This is a genomic window from Halomonas sp. BC04 (genome assembly GCF_000568385.1).
Genome location: NZ_AZQX01000055.1, coordinates 1 through 17,696, shown reverse-complemented (window position 1 = coordinate 17,696; position 17,696 = coordinate 1). Strand labels below are relative to the sequence as shown.

Annotated in this window: 17 protein-coding genes and 2 pseudogenes; 3 read left to right on the top strand and 16 right to left on the bottom strand. The window is 64.3% G+C overall.

Annotated features, from left to right (window positions below):
• The coding region (locus Q427_RS31985; RefSeq protein ID WP_043511308.1) for a YheT family hydrolase at positions 1-713 on the top strand (713 nt) is incomplete at its 5' end.
• Here the strand turns inward: Q427_RS31985 and msrA are convergent.
• The 9 genes and pseudogenes from msrA to galU all read right to left on the bottom strand — a co-directional run bounded on the left by msrA (position 694) and on the right by galU (position 10,833).
• On the bottom strand, positions 694-1,308 hold the full coding sequence (msrA, locus tag Q427_RS04230; protein ID WP_043511307.1) for a peptide-methionine (S)-S-oxide reductase MsrA: 615 nt from the start codon (positions 1,306-1,308) through the stop codon (positions 694-696). The two genes, Q427_RS31985 and msrA, sit on opposite strands and share 20 nt — an antisense overlap.
• A 60-nt stretch (positions 1,309-1,368) precedes the next feature.
• A complete protein-coding gene (gene tamB, locus Q427_RS36710) occupies positions 1,369-3,789 on the bottom strand; it encodes an autotransporter assembly complex protein TamB (protein ID WP_197030505.1) in 2,421 nt (806 codons plus the stop codon).
• Positions 3,790-4,555: 766 nt separating this feature from the next.
• Positions 4,556-5,707 carry a hypothetical protein gene (locus tag Q427_RS31000; RefSeq protein WP_155833453.1) on the bottom strand — a complete coding sequence of 384 codons (1,152 nt, stop codon included), beginning with the start codon at positions 5,705-5,707 and terminating at the stop codon, positions 4,556-4,558.
• Positions 5,671-6,147 carry an autotransporter assembly complex protein TamA gene (locus tag Q427_RS35990; RefSeq protein WP_331280539.1) on the bottom strand — a complete coding sequence of 159 codons (477 nt, stop codon included), beginning with the start codon at positions 6,145-6,147 and terminating at the stop codon, positions 5,671-5,673. The genes Q427_RS31000 and Q427_RS35990 overlap by 37 nt, the downstream gene beginning before the upstream one ends.
• Positions 6,114-7,556, bottom strand: a complete 1,443-nt coding sequence (locus tag Q427_RS04220) for an autotransporter assembly complex protein TamA (RefSeq protein ID WP_331280538.1) — start codon at positions 7,554-7,556, stop codon at positions 6,114-6,116. Before Q427_RS04220 ends, Q427_RS35990 begins: the two co-directional genes overlap by 34 nt.
• A gap of 60 nt (positions 7,557-7,616) precedes the next feature.
• Positions 7,617-8,264, bottom strand: a complete 648-nt coding sequence (locus Q427_RS04215; RefSeq protein WP_043511306.1) for a hypothetical protein — start codon at positions 8,262-8,264, stop codon at positions 7,617-7,619.
• A 5-nt stretch (positions 8,265-8,269) separates the two neighbouring features.
• The gene (locus Q427_RS04210; protein WP_043511305.1) at positions 8,270-8,557 is read right to left on the bottom strand and encodes a hypothetical protein; all 288 of its coding nucleotides are present in this window, start codon (positions 8,555-8,557) and stop codon (positions 8,270-8,272) included.
• 74 nt (positions 8,558-8,631) lie between these two features.
• Positions 8,632-9,938, bottom strand: a pseudogene (locus tag Q427_RS04205) (UDP binding domain-containing protein).
• 5 nt (positions 9,939-9,943) lie between these two features.
• Positions 9,944-10,833, bottom strand: a pseudogene (galU, locus tag Q427_RS04200) (UTP--glucose-1-phosphate uridylyltransferase GalU).
• 160 nt (positions 10,834-10,993) lie between these two features.
• Here galU and ubiG point away from each other — a divergent pair.
• Entirely contained in the window at positions 10,994-11,716 is a 723-nt protein-coding gene (gene ubiG, locus Q427_RS04195) for a bifunctional 2-polyprenyl-6-hydroxyphenol methylase/3-demethylubiquinol 3-O-methyltransferase UbiG (protein WP_043511304.1), read from the top strand.
• Positions 11,716-12,381 (top strand): HAD-IA family hydrolase, encoded by a 666-nt coding sequence (locus Q427_RS04190; RefSeq protein ID WP_043511303.1) that lies wholly within the window; start codon positions 11,716-11,718, stop codon positions 12,379-12,381. The genes ubiG and Q427_RS04190 overlap by 1 nt, the downstream gene beginning before the upstream one ends.
• 46 nt (positions 12,382-12,427) lie before the next feature.
• Here the strand turns inward: Q427_RS04190 and Q427_RS04185 are convergent, their stop codons facing one another.
• From Q427_RS04185 to Q427_RS04155, 7 genes are all read right to left on the bottom strand, one after another.
• Positions 12,428-13,189: a YciK family oxidoreductase gene (locus tag Q427_RS04185; protein ID WP_043511302.1), complete on the bottom strand. Its 762-nt coding sequence runs from the start codon at positions 13,187-13,189 to the stop codon at positions 12,428-12,430.
• A gap of 26 nt (positions 13,190-13,215) precedes the next feature.
• Positions 13,216-13,929, bottom strand: a complete 714-nt coding sequence (gene ybgF / locus Q427_RS04180) for a tol-pal system protein YbgF (protein ID WP_051496117.1) — start codon at positions 13,927-13,929, stop codon at positions 13,216-13,218.
• Between the two features lie 95 nt (positions 13,930-14,024).
• Positions 14,025-14,570 carry a peptidoglycan-associated lipoprotein Pal gene (gene pal, locus Q427_RS04175; protein WP_043511301.1) on the bottom strand — a complete coding sequence of 182 codons (546 nt, stop codon included), beginning with the start codon at positions 14,568-14,570 and terminating at the stop codon, positions 14,025-14,027.
• A 44-nt stretch (positions 14,571-14,614) separates the two neighbouring features.
• On the bottom strand, positions 14,615-15,904 hold the full coding sequence (gene tolB / locus Q427_RS04170; protein ID WP_043511300.1) for a Tol-Pal system beta propeller repeat protein TolB: 1,290 nt from the start codon (positions 15,902-15,904) through the stop codon (positions 14,615-14,617).
• Entirely contained in the window at positions 15,904-17,058 is a 1,155-nt protein-coding gene (tolA, locus tag Q427_RS04165; RefSeq protein ID WP_043511299.1) for a cell envelope integrity protein TolA, read from the bottom strand. The genes tolB and tolA overlap by 1 nt, the downstream gene beginning before the upstream one ends.
• Positions 17,059-17,074: 16 nt before the next feature.
• Positions 17,075-17,512: a protein TolR gene (gene tolR, locus Q427_RS04160; protein WP_043511298.1), complete on the bottom strand. Its 438-nt coding sequence runs from the start codon at positions 17,510-17,512 to the stop codon at positions 17,075-17,077.
• 13 nt (positions 17,513-17,525) lie between these two features.
• The coding region (locus Q427_RS04155) for a MotA/TolQ/ExbB proton channel family protein (protein WP_043511295.1) at positions 17,526-17,696 on the bottom strand (171 nt) is incomplete at its 5' end.

Sequence of the window (17,696 nt, the reverse complement as noted above, 5' to 3'; positions counted from 1 at the left end):
TGCCGAGGGCCTATCACAGCGGCGATACCGCCGACGCCTACTGGCTCTTCGGAAAGCTCGCACACCGTTTCCCCAAGGCCTTGAAGGTGGCCGCCGGCGTCTCGCTGGGCGGAAACATGCTGCTCAAGCTGGTGGCCGAACAGGGGGGAGATGGCCTGGATCTGGCGGGCGCCATCGTGATCAGTGCCCCCCTGGATCTGGCGGCCAGTGCCGACCGGCTCCACCTGGGGTTTTCCCGGGTCTACGAGCGGCACCTGCTAGGTTCGCTCAAGCGCAAGGTCAGGGACAAGCTTGAGCGGGGCCTGCTGTCACTGCCCCTCGATGCCAGTGGATTGGCCAATCTGGACAGCCTGCGTGCCTACGATGATGCCGTGACAGCGCCGCTACATGGTTTCGACGGGGCCGAAGACTACTATCAACGCGCTTCCGCGGGGCCCCTGCTGGATGACGTCGAGCTTCCTACCCTGATCCTGCACGCCGATGACGACCCTTTCATGCCGGCCAGCCTCTTCGAGCGCCTGCCCGCCCCCTCTCCAGCCGTGCATCTGGAAATCGCCCGGCACGGCGGGCATGTGGGCTTCATGGAGTGGCGCCATGGGCGGCTGGAGCCCTGGCTTGCCCGGCGAGTCAGGCAGGAGTTGATGTCATGGACAAGTCCGACGATTCCCTGGCCTGGCCGAGCCGGGCCCCACCTCACCCGATCGGGCAGCTGATACCGGTGCCCCTCAGGCCGCAATAGCCGCCGGGATTCTTGTGCAGGTACTGCTGGTGATACTCCTCCGCCAGATAGAAGGCCGTGAGCGGAGCGATCTCGGTGGTGATGCTGCCCTGCCCGGCCTGTGTCAGGGAATACTGGTAGATGTCTCGGCTGCGTTTGACTGCCACCTGCTGTGCGTCACCGGTGGTATAGATTGCCGAGCGGTACTGACTCCCGACGTCATTGCCCTGGCGCATCCCCTGGGTAGGGTCATGCGCTTCCCAGAAGGTCCGCAGCAGCGTGTCGACATCGACCTCGGCGGGATCGAAGACGACGCGCACCACTTCGGCATGACCGGTCATGCCGCTGCAGGTCTCTTCATAGGTGGGGTTGGGTGTGATGCCGCCGGCATAGCCTACGGCGGTGACATATACCCCGGGAAGCTGCCAGAACAGTCGCTCCGCCCCCCAGAAACAGCCCAGCCCCAGCACGATGACCTCATGCCCATCGGGGAAAGGTGGCAGCATGGAGCGGCCGTTGACGACATGTATGCCCGATACGGCAAGCGGGCTCTCGCGGCCGGGCAAGGCACGGGCGGGGTCGATGATCATCTTCTCTCTCCTTGAGCTTGGGCGCTCTGTGGTCGAGGGACTATCGTATCTGAACCTGGACTATTGACCGCTATTGATCTGCGGAGGTTTCCCCGGGCGGGAGAAGGTATAGACCAGATCGACCGCCTGCGCCGCACCCGAAACGGCCTGCACATAAAGGTTTCGCCATAAGGTGTAGCGCAGGGTCAGCTCGGCGATGGGCGAAAAGATACCGACGCCATAGCTGATGCGAAGATCCTCGGTCAGATAGCCGGTCACCACCACCTGGCTTTCGTCACCCATGCCGGCCGTTTCCAACGCCAGGTCATCAATGCCGAAGGCCTGGCCGATAGCTCCCACCGCCCCGCCGGTCTGCCCGAGGGTCAGGCCGACCAGCGCCGCCGTCAGGGCGCCGTCGGCATCGCCGTCTCGTGGCGCCCGCCCACGCAGGAGGTAGGATAGGGCACTGGCTTCATCCATGGCCGGCTCGGAGAATATCTCCAGGCTCGGCTCGGCGGCAAAGCCGCTGACGCGAAGCCCCGCAATCACGCCATCGTCGGTCAGGTCGGGGTTGCGAATGGCCTCGAAATCGAGCAGAGGCTGATCCGGCGGACCGCTGAAGAGCAGCTGTCCCTGTCGGATCATCAGGTCCTGGCCGAAAGCACGGAAGCGCCCCTCGGTCAGGATGACGTCACCGAACAGCTGTACAGGACCATCCTGCTGGCGCACCTGCAGCGTACCCCGAACGCCTGTCTCGAGCCCGCGGGACTCGAACTGCATGTCCGGGCCCAGGTTCAAGTCGATGCGAACGTCCAGCGACATGCCGGCTCGCTGCAAGGCCACGGCAGCAGCCTCGCCCTCCCGTTCCTCGGCCCGTCTGGCCCGGGCCTCATCGCGACGAGTGATGATGATTTCGTCGGGGCTGGGTGAGACGGCAGCCGGCGGCCTATCGCCAATCTCGAGCCGTGCCCAGGGGACCTGAACCGCGCCGCGTACCTGCAGTCGACTCGGATCGATGCGCACATTCAGGTCCGGCGCGATGCGCAACCGCCCGAACTCGGGCATCGTCACCAGCAGCGGTCGCCGCGTCCCGTCCAGATCGATCCCGATTCGCCAGTCGTCCGGTGAAGGCCAGGCAGCATCGCCGTTGATCACCAGGCGTCCATCGTCGGCTTCCACATACCCCATGATACGGGCGGTCTCACCGTCGAGCTCTACCCGGATGCGGCCATCCACGATGATCAGGGGTATGTCCATACCGCTCGCCTCCAGGCCGCTCAGCTCAAGGGCACCATTCAGCAACGGGGATTGGCCCGTACCCGAAATATCCACGCGCCCATCGATGACCCCCTCCAGGGTGTCCATGCCGGCGGCCAGGGTACGATATCGGGACAGATCGAGTGTATCCAGGGTCAGGGTGCCCTCCATGGCGCCGTCGCCTGCCGGGTCATCCAGTCCCACGCTCAGTCGAATGCGACCGGCATCGGCCAGACGCAAGTCCAGGTTGACGTCGGCCCTGTCCTGGTCGGCTGACAGGGTCACATTCAGTCGAGTGTCCGCTAGCGACCATGGCTGTCCGTAGATATCCAGGCCTTCCAACGAGAGGTCACTAGCCAGGTCGCTCTGCAAGCGCCATTGATCACCTCCCCTTCTCCACTGGAACTGTAGCTCCATATCGGTCTGGCCCGTTGCGCGCCACTCTTCTGGCAGCCACTCATCCAGAACTGCCATAGGCAGTGCGCGAACCGAGACAGAGGCATCGCCGCTCTCGGCGCTGGCTTGCAGCGTTTCATCGAGACAGAGGCTGCCCCCCTGTTCACGGAGCAGGCAGAACGGCTGCACGCTGGCGCTTCCGGTTTCCAGGTTGGCACTGAAGGCGAGGGGTTGCTCTAGGCGGATATCGCCATGTTCCGTCTGCGCTTCCAGTGGGAAAACACTACCCGTGTAGCGCTGCCGGTCCTGGGAGAGCCCGCCCTCGAGCACCAGAGAGGCCTGTGACAATGGCATGCCGCGCCCGGCGATGGCGCTCACCGTCAACCCGTGGTCCGATAGGCGACCGTCGAGGGCGAGTGATAGCTCGCTGAAGCGCTGCCCGCCGGCGTTGAGGCGTTCAATGGCCAGGTTCAGGTCGAGCTCGGGGTCGTCCAGCCCCCGGATGCGCCCCGCCAACTGCAAGCTGTCCAGGCGGTTGTCGCCAAAAGCCAGGCTATCCCCGAGGAGTTCGATGTCGACCTCGGGCGCCTCCAGGCTTCCCGAGGTACTGAATTGTCCTGCCAGGCTACCGCCAAGGTCGTCGTGCAGGCTGGAGAGATCGGGCAGGTCGATCTCTCCGTCAAGGCTCATCCTCTGCTCGGTCACCGCGCCGCTGGCGGAGAGTCGATTGTCGGCCTGGCGGAAGTCGAAGCGATCGATTTCCCAGCGCATCTCGCTGTCGCCGGTGAGGCGCGCCTGCAACGACATCGGCAGCGACTGGAGCTCCCCCCCGATATCGAACCGTGGCACACGAAGTTGCCAGCCATGGGCCCCAAGGCAAATGCCACTTCGATATCGCCGCTCAAGCGTCCCTCGATGGCGTCGGTGAAGGCACCGGGGTCGACGTTGTCCAGGCGAACGACGGCACCGACATCGAGCCCATCGGCCCAGTCGACCCGGCCACGGGTGACCAGCGAGGCATCGCCCAGGGTCAACGACAGGGGCAGCCAGGAGAAGTGTTCAAAATCGCCGCTGCCTGACAGGGCAACACGGGTGCGGGGTATCTCGGGGCCTTCCAACCGCATGGAAAGGGCTGCGCTGTAATCGAGCAGACTGCCCGACAGTCGCAGCGACAGATCCTCGGCCAGGTAGGGATCGACCGGCACGTCTTCCAGGTCTTCCGGCACTTCGGTGGCCAGGCGCATTGGCAATGGCCACTGCAGCAGGTCGCTTTCCAGCGAGGCGGTAAAGGGCAGGGTCGGCTCGAGTACATCGAGACGAGCCCCCAGCTCGGCGTTCACCGGGCCCGTGGCAGACAGCTCGGCCTCCAGATCGCCAAGACTGCCACTCAACAGCAGGTCGAGTCGCTGGCCGGCAAGCTCAGGCATGATCTCCGGTAGCCATAGCGTGGTATGCAGCCGCGCTGCGAGAGGATAGTCGTCCCTCAGGTGAATCCTGGCCGTGAGCTGTGCATCGACATCCAGTGTCGCGAGATCGAGGGAAGTCACCTCGACTTCCTGACCGCTGGCTTCGAGACCCAGGGTCAGGTGTCGGATCGCATAGTCGAAGGGGCCGGTCAGCTCAACCTGCTCGAGCCTGAGATGGGGCATCGACACCGAAAGTGGGAGGTGAATCTCCGGAAGGGCGATGCGCTCGAGCTGGGCCAGCGCCAGACCAGCCTCGATCTCGGCGGCAATGACGGCTGGAAACGGCGAAGCAAGGCCAGCGAGCTATCGATGGCGTCCGCTGACAGGCGAGGTTCGCCGGTCGCTGTTGTATCCAGGGCCAACTGAGCCCCCGGGGAAAGCGGTAGCTGGATGCGCAGGCCGGTAAGGCGTGTGGGCAACAGGCTGAGGTGGGACTGGGCGGCCTCGATACCCGACGTGAACGTATCGAGCTCGATGCGAGTGCCATCTCCGAGGGTGACGGTCGTGTCGACGACCTGCAGGTCAGGGGCCGTCACAGCCAGGGGCAGTTGAATCGTCTCCCCTTCGGCGGCGATGGTTTCATCTCCGGCTTCTTCAGCGCTCGGTGGGGTCTCCGCCAGTTCGATGGCGGCGTCAACGGCTGGCGCGCCAAGGCGTGGAGTGCCATCTTCGGTGGCGGCCGGGGCCAGCTCGCTGCCCGGCGAGGCGGGCAGTGAAACATGAAGACCTTCCAACCGGGAGGTGAGCAACTCGATTTCGGAGGCCCTGGCCCTGGCGGCCGAGCGGAAGTCATCGAAAACGAGGCGTGTGCCGTCTGCCAGTTCCAGCTCCACGTCGACCAGGGACAGGGCGCGTATCTCCACCGGGAACGGCAGGCGAATCTCCCCTGCAGGCGCCCTCTCATCTTGCTGTTGCTGGTCTGGTTCCGCGGCCTGAAGCTGAATACGGGCCCCTTCGACCGTCAGATGCTCGATGCACAGTCGGCCCCGGAGCAGGCAATCATCGGCCCAAGCCAGGTCCAGGCGCTGCAGCGACACCGTTACCGGCCCTGCTTCCAGGGCCAGGTTATACAGGACCAGCCGGTCGAGGGGGGCGCCTTCGGCATCCTCCAACTGGTAGAAGCCCCGTTCGGCCCCCTGTTCCAGCAGCACCCCAGCACCCCATGGCGACAGCGCCAGACCCAGCGCAAGGATGGCCCAGCCCAGCAACCAGAGAGGCAGTACGAAAAGCAGGCGAACAAGTGACCAGAACAGCAGACGGGTCCTCAAAATTCCGGGCCGATGGCGAAATGAAGGCGCCACGCATTCTCCTCGTCGTCAAAGGGGTGGGCGACATCGAAACGTACCGGGCCGACGGGTGAAATCCAGCGGACCCCGAGGCCCGCCCCGGTATTGAGTGAGTCGGGCCCCCAGTCGTCGAAGGCGTCACCGGCATCGATGAAGGCGGCTCCCCACCAGTTGCCGGTAATACGGCGTTGCACTTCGGTGCTGGCGGTCAGCAACTGCTGGCCGCCTCGCAGACGCCCCTCTTCGTTTCGGGGAGCCAGGGTTTCATAACCGTAGCCACGTACCGTACGGTCGCCGCCAGTGAAGAAGCGCAGCGATGGCGGTACCTTGGAAAAATCATTGGTCTCTATGGCACCTATGCCCAGGCGGTTCACGAAACGAAGATTGCTGCCCCGCATGCGAATCCATTCGGTATCGCCCGTCATGCGCAGGAAGTCGGCATCCGAACCCCACATGCTGTCGGAGTACTCGAAGGCGATTCGTTGACGATCCCCCAGCTGGGAAAGCGAGGATCGCGAGTCCGGGTACGCGACCAGCTTACCCCGGGGTAGTAGATGAGAACGCTGTCGGCTTCCCCGCCCTGGGTAAAGTCCTCGTAGGTGGCGCGGAGGTAGGCGGTCTGTACCCAGCGGTTGTCGAACTCCCAACGTCGCGCCAGTTCGATCGTGTTCTCGATGGTGCGCGTATCGTCCAGGTCCCGATGACGCAGGCCGTACTGCAGTCGATATTGGTCGCGAAGCGGGTCGTCCAGCGGTAGCAGGTAGGTACCGGTCAGGCGCTGCTCCGGCTGAGAGATGAAGAGGTCATGGTCGAGGCTGTGACCGTAGCGGTTGATCCAGGGCTGCTCCCAGCCGAAGCCCAGCCGGGGTCCCACGTCGGTGGCATAACCCACGGCGACCTCGAACTGATGCCGGTCGGCCGGGGCCAGCACGACATCGATCGGCATGACGGGGCGTTCGGGTCGATGCAGGGTGGTAACGGCGGCGAGCGCCTCGTCGGTTAGCCGCGGACCGTCGGCAGTCTGCAGCGAGGGCATTGGCGAAGGGTCGGGCAGTGTCGCCTCGCCCTGGGTGCCCACTTCATTCCACCAACCCAGCTCGGATGGCGGAAGGGCCAGCTGCCGGCGGCTGTCCAGCCGCGGGCGTACGCTGACCGAGCTGAACCAGCCCGCCTGGCCCAGACGCTGGGCATAGAGCGCCACATCTCCGGCCAGGTATGGCTCCCCCGGCGTGAAGGGTGTCATCTGGCGAAGCCGCTCCTCGAGAATATGACTCCCCCGTATGGTCACATCGCCAAAGGCATAGCGCGGGCCGCTGTCCAGCGCGAGGTAGAGGCGCGCACTCTCGTCGAAGGGACGGACTTCCATGCGCCTGTCGGTGAAGCGCCAGTCGAAGTAGCCCCGCTCCAGGGAGAGGTTGGCGAGGCGATTGCGCATTCTGTCCCAGGGGGCATGCTGCAGCGGGTCGCCAACATCCAGCGGGAATGCCTCGACCGTGTCGCGGAAAGGGGCATCGTCCCTTGCATCCCCTTCAAGGCGAACATCCAGTACTTCGATGATGACCTGGGGGCCGGGCTCGATAACCAGATCGACGTGACGGGGCGGCTCACGCTCGTCGAGTCGCTGGTGGATCTGGGGCTCATAATAGCCATAGACCCGCATGGCTTCACGAGTCCTCCGCAATACCTCGCCCTCGAGACGTAGGCGTGCATACTGCTCGGCATCGAGGCCGCTCAGGTAGTGGCGAACATTGTCGGCGACATCGCCCTCCAGCCCGTCGATACGGGCCTCGAGGGCCAGTGCATCCTGGCCAAGGCCCAGGCACAGGAGCACTGCCCCAAGGCATGCAGTTACGCGCTTTCCCATATCAACGGTTTCCTGACTGGCTCCAATCCACCCGGCGGACTGGCATCCCACCTGATGGCATTACTGCAGGGCTTCCAACCCGGCGCTGAGTGCGAGCTGGGTCTGACGCAGCTCGATCAATTCAGCCTCCATGGCGGTGAGTCTGTTCTGCAGTCCGCTAACCGTTTCCAGATGCGCTTGCTGCCCTGATGCAAGGCCATCCAGATCCTCGTTCAAGGCATCGATACGTTCGGCCACGCTCTCGAGCTGGCCGGTCAACTCGGATTCCTGGCGCTGGATATCCGCATGCAGTGCCGCCATCTCCTGCTCCAGCTGCGCTTGGAGCTGCCCGTCGCGATCGGCGAACTCCTCCGCCAGGGCGGCCTGTACATCCTGCCGGATGTCGCCCAGCTCATCGAAGCGTCCCTGCCATTCCGACAGCTGCTCGGCGGTGCGCTGGCTTGTATCGGCCACCGTCTCGATTCGGGTGGCCAGCGCCTGGCGCCCCTCTTCACCGGCCCGCTCAAGCGCATCCACCGACACTTGGGTAGCGCTCAACAGGGCTTCCCGGTAGGCCGCCTCCTCGGCCATGGCCTCCAACTGCGCGGCAACACCAGCGAGGCGATCGTCCAGCTCATCCAGCCGGGACTCATCGATGTCGGGGGCCTGCTCAAATTCCAACTCCAGATTCGCCGTGCGCGCAGCCAGGGACTCGCTGCGATTCTCCATCGTCGTCAGGCGCGACTCGATACCTTCCAGGCGGTCGCCCCTGCCTCCTCGGCATCGAATCGGGCATGGACATTGGACATTTCACCGGTCAGTTGACGTAGTTGATCCTCGAAGCGCTGATGTTCCTGCCAGGCGAACCAGGTCACCGCCCCAAGGGCAATGACCAGCAGGAACACAATCAGCCGCAGCGGCCAGAGCCTGGGCATCGGCTGAGATGGCCGCCGTGCCCGCGTCAGGCTGGTGTCCGGGTCGGGGACGATGGGACGTCGCTCGGGCGGACGCGCGTCTGGCATGGCAAACTCCTTTCTGCAAAGGCGGCAGGCGCCCCATTGTAAGCAGGGAAACAGCCTGTACGCACGCTGTTACCTCAACGCGAAGAAGTCTGCGCGGGATCGGCACGCCGACCGATGCCTCGGTAGGAAATCCCCCAGCTTGCCACATGGGAGGGGTCGTAGATATTGCGACCATCCAGCAGCAGGCCCTCACGAAGCTGTCCCGCGAGCCTGGCCCAGTCCGGGTTCCAGTAGTGTTTCCATTCGGTGACCAGCATCAGGGCATCCGCACCCTCGCAGGCAGCGTAGGGGTCGGTATCGAACAGCTCCAGCAGGGGATGGTCGCCGACTTCGGCGCGCAGCGCTGCCGTGGCGGCGGGGTCGTGCAGCCGCACCCTGACGCCCTGAGCCCACAGAGCCTTGAGCAGCGTCAAGACGGGGGCATGGTCGATGCGTGCCGATCCCGGCTTGAAGGCGGCGCCCCATATGGCCAGGGTGCGCCCTTCCAGCCGACCATGGAAATGCGTCCAGAGCTTGCGAAACAGCGTCTCCTTCACCTGTTCGTTGATATCCAGTACCTGCTCCAGCAGTGCCGAATGGCGGCCACTGGCCTCCTGGACATTGGCCAGCCGCATCAGGTCGCGTGAGAAGTTGGGTCCGCCGAAACCGCAACCCGGGTACAGGTACTCGTAGCCAATGCGCGAGTCGGCCCCCATGCCCTGACGAACATGCTCCACGTCCACGCCCAGACTATCGGCCAGGCCGGCGATCTCGTTCATGTAGCTGATCCGCGTCGCCAGCATGCCGATGGTGGCCAGCTTGGTCAGCTCGGCCGCTCGGCGCGGCATGCGCTGCACAACATCGCGACGCCGATTGAAGGCGCGTAGCAATTCACGCACCTGGCTTCGGCGCGATCGTCATCGCAGCCCAGCAGCCAGCGGCTGGGGCGAGTAAAGCTTGCCCAGGCGCGCCCCTCCTCCAGCATGTCGACCAGGGCTACGGCGCAGCGCTCCGGCGATCCCAGCCGTGACTCCAGGCGCTCGGTTTCACCTACCGGGAAGGTGGAGTTGTTGACCAGCATCAGCGTGCCGCCGTGCCTTGCGGCGGCCTGTTCCACCAGGTTGCCGGCCTCTTCTCGCTGCTCGGGAGAGAGGGCGAGCCAAAGGATATCGATGGCCCCCGGTTGCGGAGTGTCACTGCCCTCTACGGTCAGGGTGCCGAGCTCACGCCCTTCTTGAAGGCCGGCCATGAGGTCAGGCTCGCGTCTTAACCAGTCGGCTTCCAGCAGGCGGGGCCAGGGCATCGAGGCATGGGGCACCCAGTGCACCTGATGCCCTACCCAGGAGAGGGCGGCGGCAGCCGTGGCGGCAGCCAGCTCACTTCCATGAATCTCGAGTCGCATGGCGGTTACTCCGGCTGGCTATAGCGGGAGAGGAGTGCGCGAAAGCCCTCGCCGAAGCGCGGGTGGCGGCGGCCATAGACCAGGGTGGCTTCGAGATAGCCGAGCTGATGGCCGCAGTCATAGGTCTTGCCCCGCATTCGCCAGGCGTCGACGCCATCGGTCTGGCGCAGCGTCTCGATGGCATCGGTGAGCTGGATCTCATTGCCGGCGCGGGAGGCGTTTTCGCCAGGAGGGCAAAGATGCTGCCCGGCAGGATATAGCGACCGATGACGGCGAGGTTGGAAGGTGCCTCGTCGCGCGACGGCTTCTCGACCACGCCATTCAACGGACAGGATTCCCCCGCTGACGGCGCACCGCCCCGAGGATCCACGATGCCATACTTATGGACATTCTCCCATGGCACCTCTTCCACCATCAGCTGGGAGCGACCGCTGGCCTCGAAGGCTTCGATCATACCGGCCAGGTCGTTGTGCTCGAGGCCATCGTCATCCACCAGGACGTCGGGGAGCAGCACTGCAAAGGGCTCGTCGTCACCGATCACGGGGCGGGCACAGAGCACCGCATGACCAAGGCCCAGGGGCTCGGGCTGGCGGACGCTGATGATGTTGACGTCCTCGGGGACGATGGCTCGCAGCTCGTCGAGAAGATCCTGCTTGTCCTTGGCCTCGAGGCTCGCTTCGAGCTCGAAGTGCTTGTCGAAGTGGTTCTCGATGGCACTCTTGCTGGCGTGTGTCACCAGGACGATGTCGCGTATCCCGGCGGCGACGGCTTCATTCACCACGTACTGGATCACAGGGCGATCGACGATGGTGATCATCTCCTTGGGAATCGCCTTGGAGGCCGGCAGGCAGCGTGTTCCGAAACCGGCCACGGGGAGAACAGCCTTGCGAATCATTGTGCCTTCCTTGTCGCTTGAGTCGGTTGAAATCATGATACACCCGGGCCACCGATGATTCCGTCATGGGAAAGCCCGGGTTGCTGCGGGTACAATAGTGCATGATACCGAAGGTACTGAATGTTGCCAGGGTGCCGACCAATTCACACGGAGATATACCATGAGCGCTAGCCTCCATCACCACAATGTGGATCAGGCCGAAATTGCCAAGTTCGAGGCACTGGCCAGCCGGTGGTGGGACCCGCAGAGCGAATTCAAGCCGCTGCATGACATCAATCCGCTGCGCCTGGATTTCATCGATGCGCGCTGTGGCCTGGCGGGACGCCAGGTCCTCGACGTTGGCTGCGGAGGCGGTATCCTTGCCGAAGCCATGGCCCACCGGGGGGGGCGTGTCACCGGCGTTGACATGGGCCAGGCGCCCCTCGGCGTGGCCCGGCTTCACGCCCAGGAAAGCGGTGTCGAGGTGAGCTATCGTCAAGCCAGCGCCGAGGAAATGGCCGCTGAACATGCCGGCGAGTTCGACGTGGTGACCTGCCTGGAGATGCTCGAGCATGTGCCCGATCCCGGCTCCGTGATTCGCGCCTGCTCCACCCTCGTCAAGCCGGGCGGACACGTCTTCTTCTCGACGCTAAACCGAAACCCCAAGGCCTATACCCTGGCGATCCTCGGAGCCGAATACCTGCTGAATATGCTTCCCCGCGGCACCCATGACTACCGCAAGTTCATCCGTCCCTCCGAGCTCGCCGGCTGGTGCCGGGAAGCGGGCCTGGAAGTGCGCGAACAGAGCGGCCTGGTCTACAACCCGTTGACCCGCCGCTATCGGCTCTCGGCACAGGATGTTTCGGTCAATTACCTGATGCACTGCCGCCGGGAGACAACCTGATGCAGCTGCCGGATGCGCTGCTGTTCGACCTCGACGGCACCCTGGTCGATACCGCCCCCGATCTGGCGCGCGCCACCAATGCCCTGCGTGCCCACCATGGGCTGGATCCCCTGCCCTATCCGGTGATTCGCGCCCAGGTCTCCAATGGCGGTAGCGCCCTGGTCATGCTGGCGCTGGGGCTGGAAAAGACCCACCACGGCCACGAGGAAGCCCGTGAGTTCTTGTTGGCGGCCTATGGCCAGACCGTGGCGGAAGAGAGCCGGGTCTTTCCTCCGCTGGATCGCTTGCTGGTGAGCTGGGAGTCCATGCGCCGGCCCTGGGGTATCGTCACCAACAAGCCCCGCGCCTATGCGGCGCCCTTGATCGACGCCCTGGGCCTGATGCCCGGCGCCCTTCTCTGTGCCGATGACCTTCCCGTCAAGAAGCCATTCCCCGAGCCGCTGTGGGCCGCCGCCCAGGCACTTGATGTAGCGCCGGAGCGGTGCTGGTATATCGGCGATCACCTGCGTGACATGCAGGCAGCGCGCGCCGCGGGCATGCCGGCCATCGCCGTGGGCTACGGCTATATCGAGGAAGGGGACGACTATCGCGACTGGCCGGCCGATCTCTGGTTCGAGACCAGCACGGCGCTGGTTGACACTCTGCTTCCCTCCCCCGCGCTCTGATTCCGGTATCTCGCGCGGTATCCAGCCCAGATCATGACGTCAGGGGCTAGGACTTCGGGGGCTGCGCGTCGAAACGCTCGCCGTTATGGCCCTGACTGTCGGGGCCCATCAGCCACAGGTAGGTGGGCATGATGGCCTCTGGCGTGGGCAGGGTCTCGGGATCTTCGCCCGGGTAGGCATTGGCCCGCATCGTCGTGCGTGTTGCACCGGGGTTGAGGCTGTTGACCCTCAGTGTGCCGATGTGCTCGACCTCGTCGGCAAGCACCTCCATGAAACCTTCGGTGGCGAATTTGGAGACCGAGTAGGCCCCCCAGTAGGCACGCCCCTTGCGCCCCACGCTGGACGAGGTGAAGACCAACGAGGCGTCCTTCGATGCCTGCAATAGCGGCAACAGTGCCTGGGTCATCCATACCGGTCCGTTGAAATTGACCTGCATGACCTGCTCCCAGAGCTCGGGATTGTACTGCTCGAACGGGGTTATCCGCCCCAGCAGGCTCGCATTGTGCAGCAGGCCGTCGAGGCGGCCGAACTCCTTGTCGAGCATCTCCGCCAGGTCGTGGTAGTCCTTCAGCGTGGCGCCTTCGAAGTTGAGCGGCACGATCGCGGGCTGAGGGTGCCCGGCTGCCTCGATCTCGTCGTACACCTTTTCCAGCTTGCCCAGCGTACGCCCCAGCAGTATGACCGTGGCCCCATGGCGGGCAAACTCCAGGGCGGCCGCACGGCCGATACCGTCACCGGCCCCGGTGACCAGAATGACACGTCCTTCAAGCAGATCGGCTGGCGCCTGGTAGTCGATCCTGCAGCTCATCACGGCTCCTCGGGCGGGGCCAGTCCTTACAGGGACTGGCGTAGAAAATCATTGGCAAGACTGGCAGCGCTGCTGTCGGGGTAGTCATCCCTCACCCGCTCCAGCAATTCACGGCTTTCGCCGGGCTCTCCCTGGCGGGCCTTGATCAGGCCGAGCTTGTAGAGGGCATCGGGCAGCTTGCTGCTCTGTGGGTAGTTCTGGATGACCTGCTGGAAGGCGGCTTCGGCCTCGGCCAGATTGCCTTCGGCGGAGTGGAGCTCTCCCAGCCAGTAATGGCCATTGGCCGTCAGGTTGTTGTCAGGATGGTCAGCCACGAAGGCTTCGAAGGACCGGATGGCGTCCTGGAATTCGCGTGCCTGCACCTTGGCAAATGCGTCCTGATAGGCGGCCTGGGCATCGGCGCTTACTCCACTTGGCGAGGGGGCTTCGGCGACCTGGCGAGCGGACTCCTCGTCGACTTCCGGGCGAGCTTCGATACCGGCACTGCCGGCCATCAGGCGCTCGTCGAGATCGAGGTACTGCTGGCGCGTCTGGTTACGCAGTTGCTCCAGCTGGTGGCGCAGCTCTTCGATCTGGCCGCGCAGCTGCTGGATTTCACGCTGGTGCTCTTCCACCTGGTTGAAAATGACAAGGCTTCCCCGGGACTCCTCGCGCACTTCCGCCTGATCCATGAAGGAGCGTGACGGAGAGGCGGTGAGGTCCTCGACCACGGGGCGCTGTTGTGCAAAGGCTAGGCTCATCACGGACAGCGGGAGCACCAGGCTCCCGCGCCGCACAGCCTTTTCAGACTGTGTCTCATGTTCGACTCCATTGGCGCACCATCGCGCCGGCTCGATCAGTAGGCGAAGACCACACGGCGGTTCTGGGCGTACGCGTCATCATTGTTGCCACGCACTGCCGGGCGCTCTTCACCATAGCTGACAACTTCCAACTGGGAGGGAGAGACACCCTGAACCTCAAGGAAACGCTTCACGGAGTTCGCGCGACGCTCACCGAGGGCCATGTTGTATTCACGGGTGCCACGCTCGTCGGTGTGGCCTTGCAGCACGACGCGAGCGTTGCCGTTGGAGCGCAGGTAGCGGGCATGGGCCACCAGCACCGATTCGAATTCAGGGCGAATATTGTCGCGATCGAAGTCGAAGTAGATGGTACGGACTTCGGGGATGCGGCCGTCGGCCTGCTGACCGGCACGATCGCCATTGGCACCGACACCGACACCAGTACCGCTGACCTGCCCGCTACCTGCTGCGCCGGTACCGACTCCGCCGTTGCGGGTGCCCTCCATAGACCCGTCCTGGGTTCCACCGGTGCTGGAACAGCCGGCCACGAGCGCCAGAGAAAGGGCGAGCGCCAGGCTCCTGGCATGCGACTTGAATTGCATCGTCAAACTCCTTGAAGGATTCAAATGACACGGATCATAGAGCATTAATTCAGAAACGGTGACCACGCGGGTTCGCGTACGTCACCCTGTGCCGATGGCAGCCGATAGGAAGCACGTCCGTCAGCCGACACCGCCCCCAATACCCCGCTGTTACCTTGCTGGGTGGCAAAGATTACCATGGTCCCGTTGGGTGAAACACTGGGCGATTCATCCCAGCGGGATTCACTGATGACGACCAGCCGACCCGACCCCAGGTCCTGCCTGGCGATCTGGTAGCCATTGCTGCTGCGGTGCACCAGGAAAATGGATTCACCATCGGGAGCAAAGCGCCCGCGTGCGTTGTAGTTGCCGGTAAACGTCAGCCGCTCTATCTCGCCACTGCCCAGCGTATAGCGATAGAGCTGGGGACCACCGCTGCGGTCGGAAGTGAACAGGAGGCTACGCCCGTCCGGCGACCAGCTCGGCTCGGTGTCGATATTGCTGTTGTTCGTGATGCGCTCGAAGTTCCGCGACGCCACGTCCATGATGTAGATTTCCGGCTGGCCGTCCTTGGACAGCGCCATGGCCAGCCTGCGTCCGTCCGGCGACCAGGCGGGGGCGCCATTGATCCCTTCGAAGGACGTCGCCCTGACCCGCTGCCCGGTCGCCAGTTCCTGGATATAGATGGCGGGTCGCTCTGTTTCGAACGAGACATAGGCGAGCTTGCGTCCATCCGGCGACCAGGCCGGTGAGAGAATCGGCTCCCGCGAACTCAGAACTTCCTGGCTGTTGTGCCCATCGGCATCCGCAACATAAAGGGCAAACCGCATGTCGTCGCCGGCACCCTGGGCCGTGACATAGGCAATACGAGTGGAGAAGGCGCCTCGAATGCCGGTAACGGCCTCGAATATCTGATCGCTGATGTAGTGTGCACCGCCCCGCAGTTCGTTGCGACTGGCGGTCACGCTTTCACCCAACATGCGGCGGGAGCCGCTGACATCCATCAGCTCATAGCGAATGCGGTAACCGTCACCTTCGCGACTGACGCGTCCCACCACCAGGTAGCGCACATCCAGTCCGCGCCATTGGCCGAACTGGACCTCGTCGCCGCTGCTGGGCCGGTCGTACATCGCCTGGCGGTCAAGGGGTTCGAAGTAGCCGCTTCGCTGCAGATTATCGCTGATAATCTGGGCTACATCCTCGGGCAGACTTTCGCCATCGGCGGCGAAAGGAACCACCGCGATGGGTGTAGCACGGTCGCTGCCGCGGGTGATCTCAATGGTCAGGTCGGCCTGTGCCAGCGTGCTGAACATCAGTAGCAGGGCGCTCAGCCAAGTCATCATCAGGGCTTTCATCAACGTACATCTCCCGGTCGAAACCGCAGATTGAATTGTCGGAAGTCACGCTGCGCCGTAGCGGGCAATTCGCGCAGCTCCCCGAACGGTGCGGCGGCTTCCACTGCCTGTATGGCAGAGCGGTCGAAGCTGCTATCACCGCTGCTCTGGATAATACTAGTGCCAAACAGTTCGCCAGAGGGTCCCAGTTGGACCTGAATAGTGGCCTCCAGGTTTCCTGTTGCACCCGGGGGAATCACCCAGGCCTGTTCTACCGCCCTTCGCACCAGGTTGATGAAGCTGTTGGCCGCCTCCTGGGCCTGTCGCGCATTGGCTACGGCTTCGCTCTCCCCCTCTATGGCGCGATCGAGGCCCTGGCTGGCCTCTTCCGCAGCTCGTCGTGCCTCCTCTTCACGGCGGCGCTGCTCCTCGGCCTCCCGTTGACGACGGGCTTCCTCTTCYGCCTGGCGCTGCTCCTCGGCCTCCCGCTGGCGGCGGGCTTCCTCTTCCGCCTGGCGCTGCTCCTCGGCCTCCCGTTGACGACGGGCTTCCTCTTCAGCCTGGCGCTGCTCCTCAGCCTCCCGCTGGCGGCGGGCTTCTTCTTCAGCCCGGCGTTGTGCTTCGGCTTCCTGGCGGCGGGCTTCCTCTTCGGCCTGACGCTGCGCCTCGGCAGCCTCCTCCTGCTGGCGCTGCCGCTGAGCTTCCTGCTCTTCCCGCAGCTGTGCCTGGCGCTCGGCCTCCTCGGCACGTCGCTGGGCTTCCGCTTCTGCGGCGTCCCGTGCTTCTTCCCGCTGGCGCGCCTCGGCTTCACGGGCGGCTTCACGTTCAGCGGCTTCCTGTTCAGCCTGGCGAGCGGCTTCTTCTGCAGCCTGCTCTTCCTCGGCGCGTTCGCGAGCCTCGGCCTCGGCCTGCTGAGCCTCCTCTTCGGCCTGGCGGGCCGCTGCCCGTGAGCGGGCTTCCTCTGCACGCTGCGCCTGATCCGTCGTGGTTTCGGTGCTGACCAGCGTTGCCTGTACGATGGAGCTGGTCTGGGGGGCTTCCGGCTGGCGCTGCGGTAGCGTGACCACACTGAGCACCACTACCAGGACGTGCAGGCCGACGGCGAGAACCGTTGGCAGCCCATAGCCAACGGGTCGATACGGCTGTGTGGGCGCGCGCTGGTCATCTCGAGCCATGGCGTTATCTTTCTCCTCAATCACGCGGCGGTGGTTCGGAGATCAGCCCGACATTGGCCACGCCGGCCACTTGCAGGGTACTCATCAGGTTCACGACCTGGCCGTAGGGCACTTGACGGTCTCCACGCACCATGACCGGGGAGCCTGGCCGACGATCCAGCAGGATCAGCACCCTGTCGGAGAGCTCATCCAGCCCGACCGGGATTTCGTCACCGCCGACCATCAGGAAATACTCACCCTCCCGGTCCACCGATACCACGATAGGCTCGTTCTCCTCATCGGAGTCAATGGGCTCGGAGGTCACCTGGGGCAGTTCTATCTGCACCCCCTGGGTCAGCATCGGGGCGGTGATCATGAAGATCACCAGCAGTACCAACATGACGTCGATAAACGGCACCACGTTGATCTCGGCCATTGGCTTGCGCCGACCATCACGATTGAAAGGTCCTTGCATGGGTGCGGCTCCTTCAGGCAGCGCCGGCTTCGCTGCGTCCCTGCAGATTACGGTGCAGGATGGAGTGGAACTCCTCGGCGAAGTCTTCGTACTTGCCCAACAACCGGCTCGACTCGGAGGAGAGGCGATTGTAGAAGATGACGGCGGGGATAGCCGCGAACAGGCCCATGGCCGTCGCGATCAG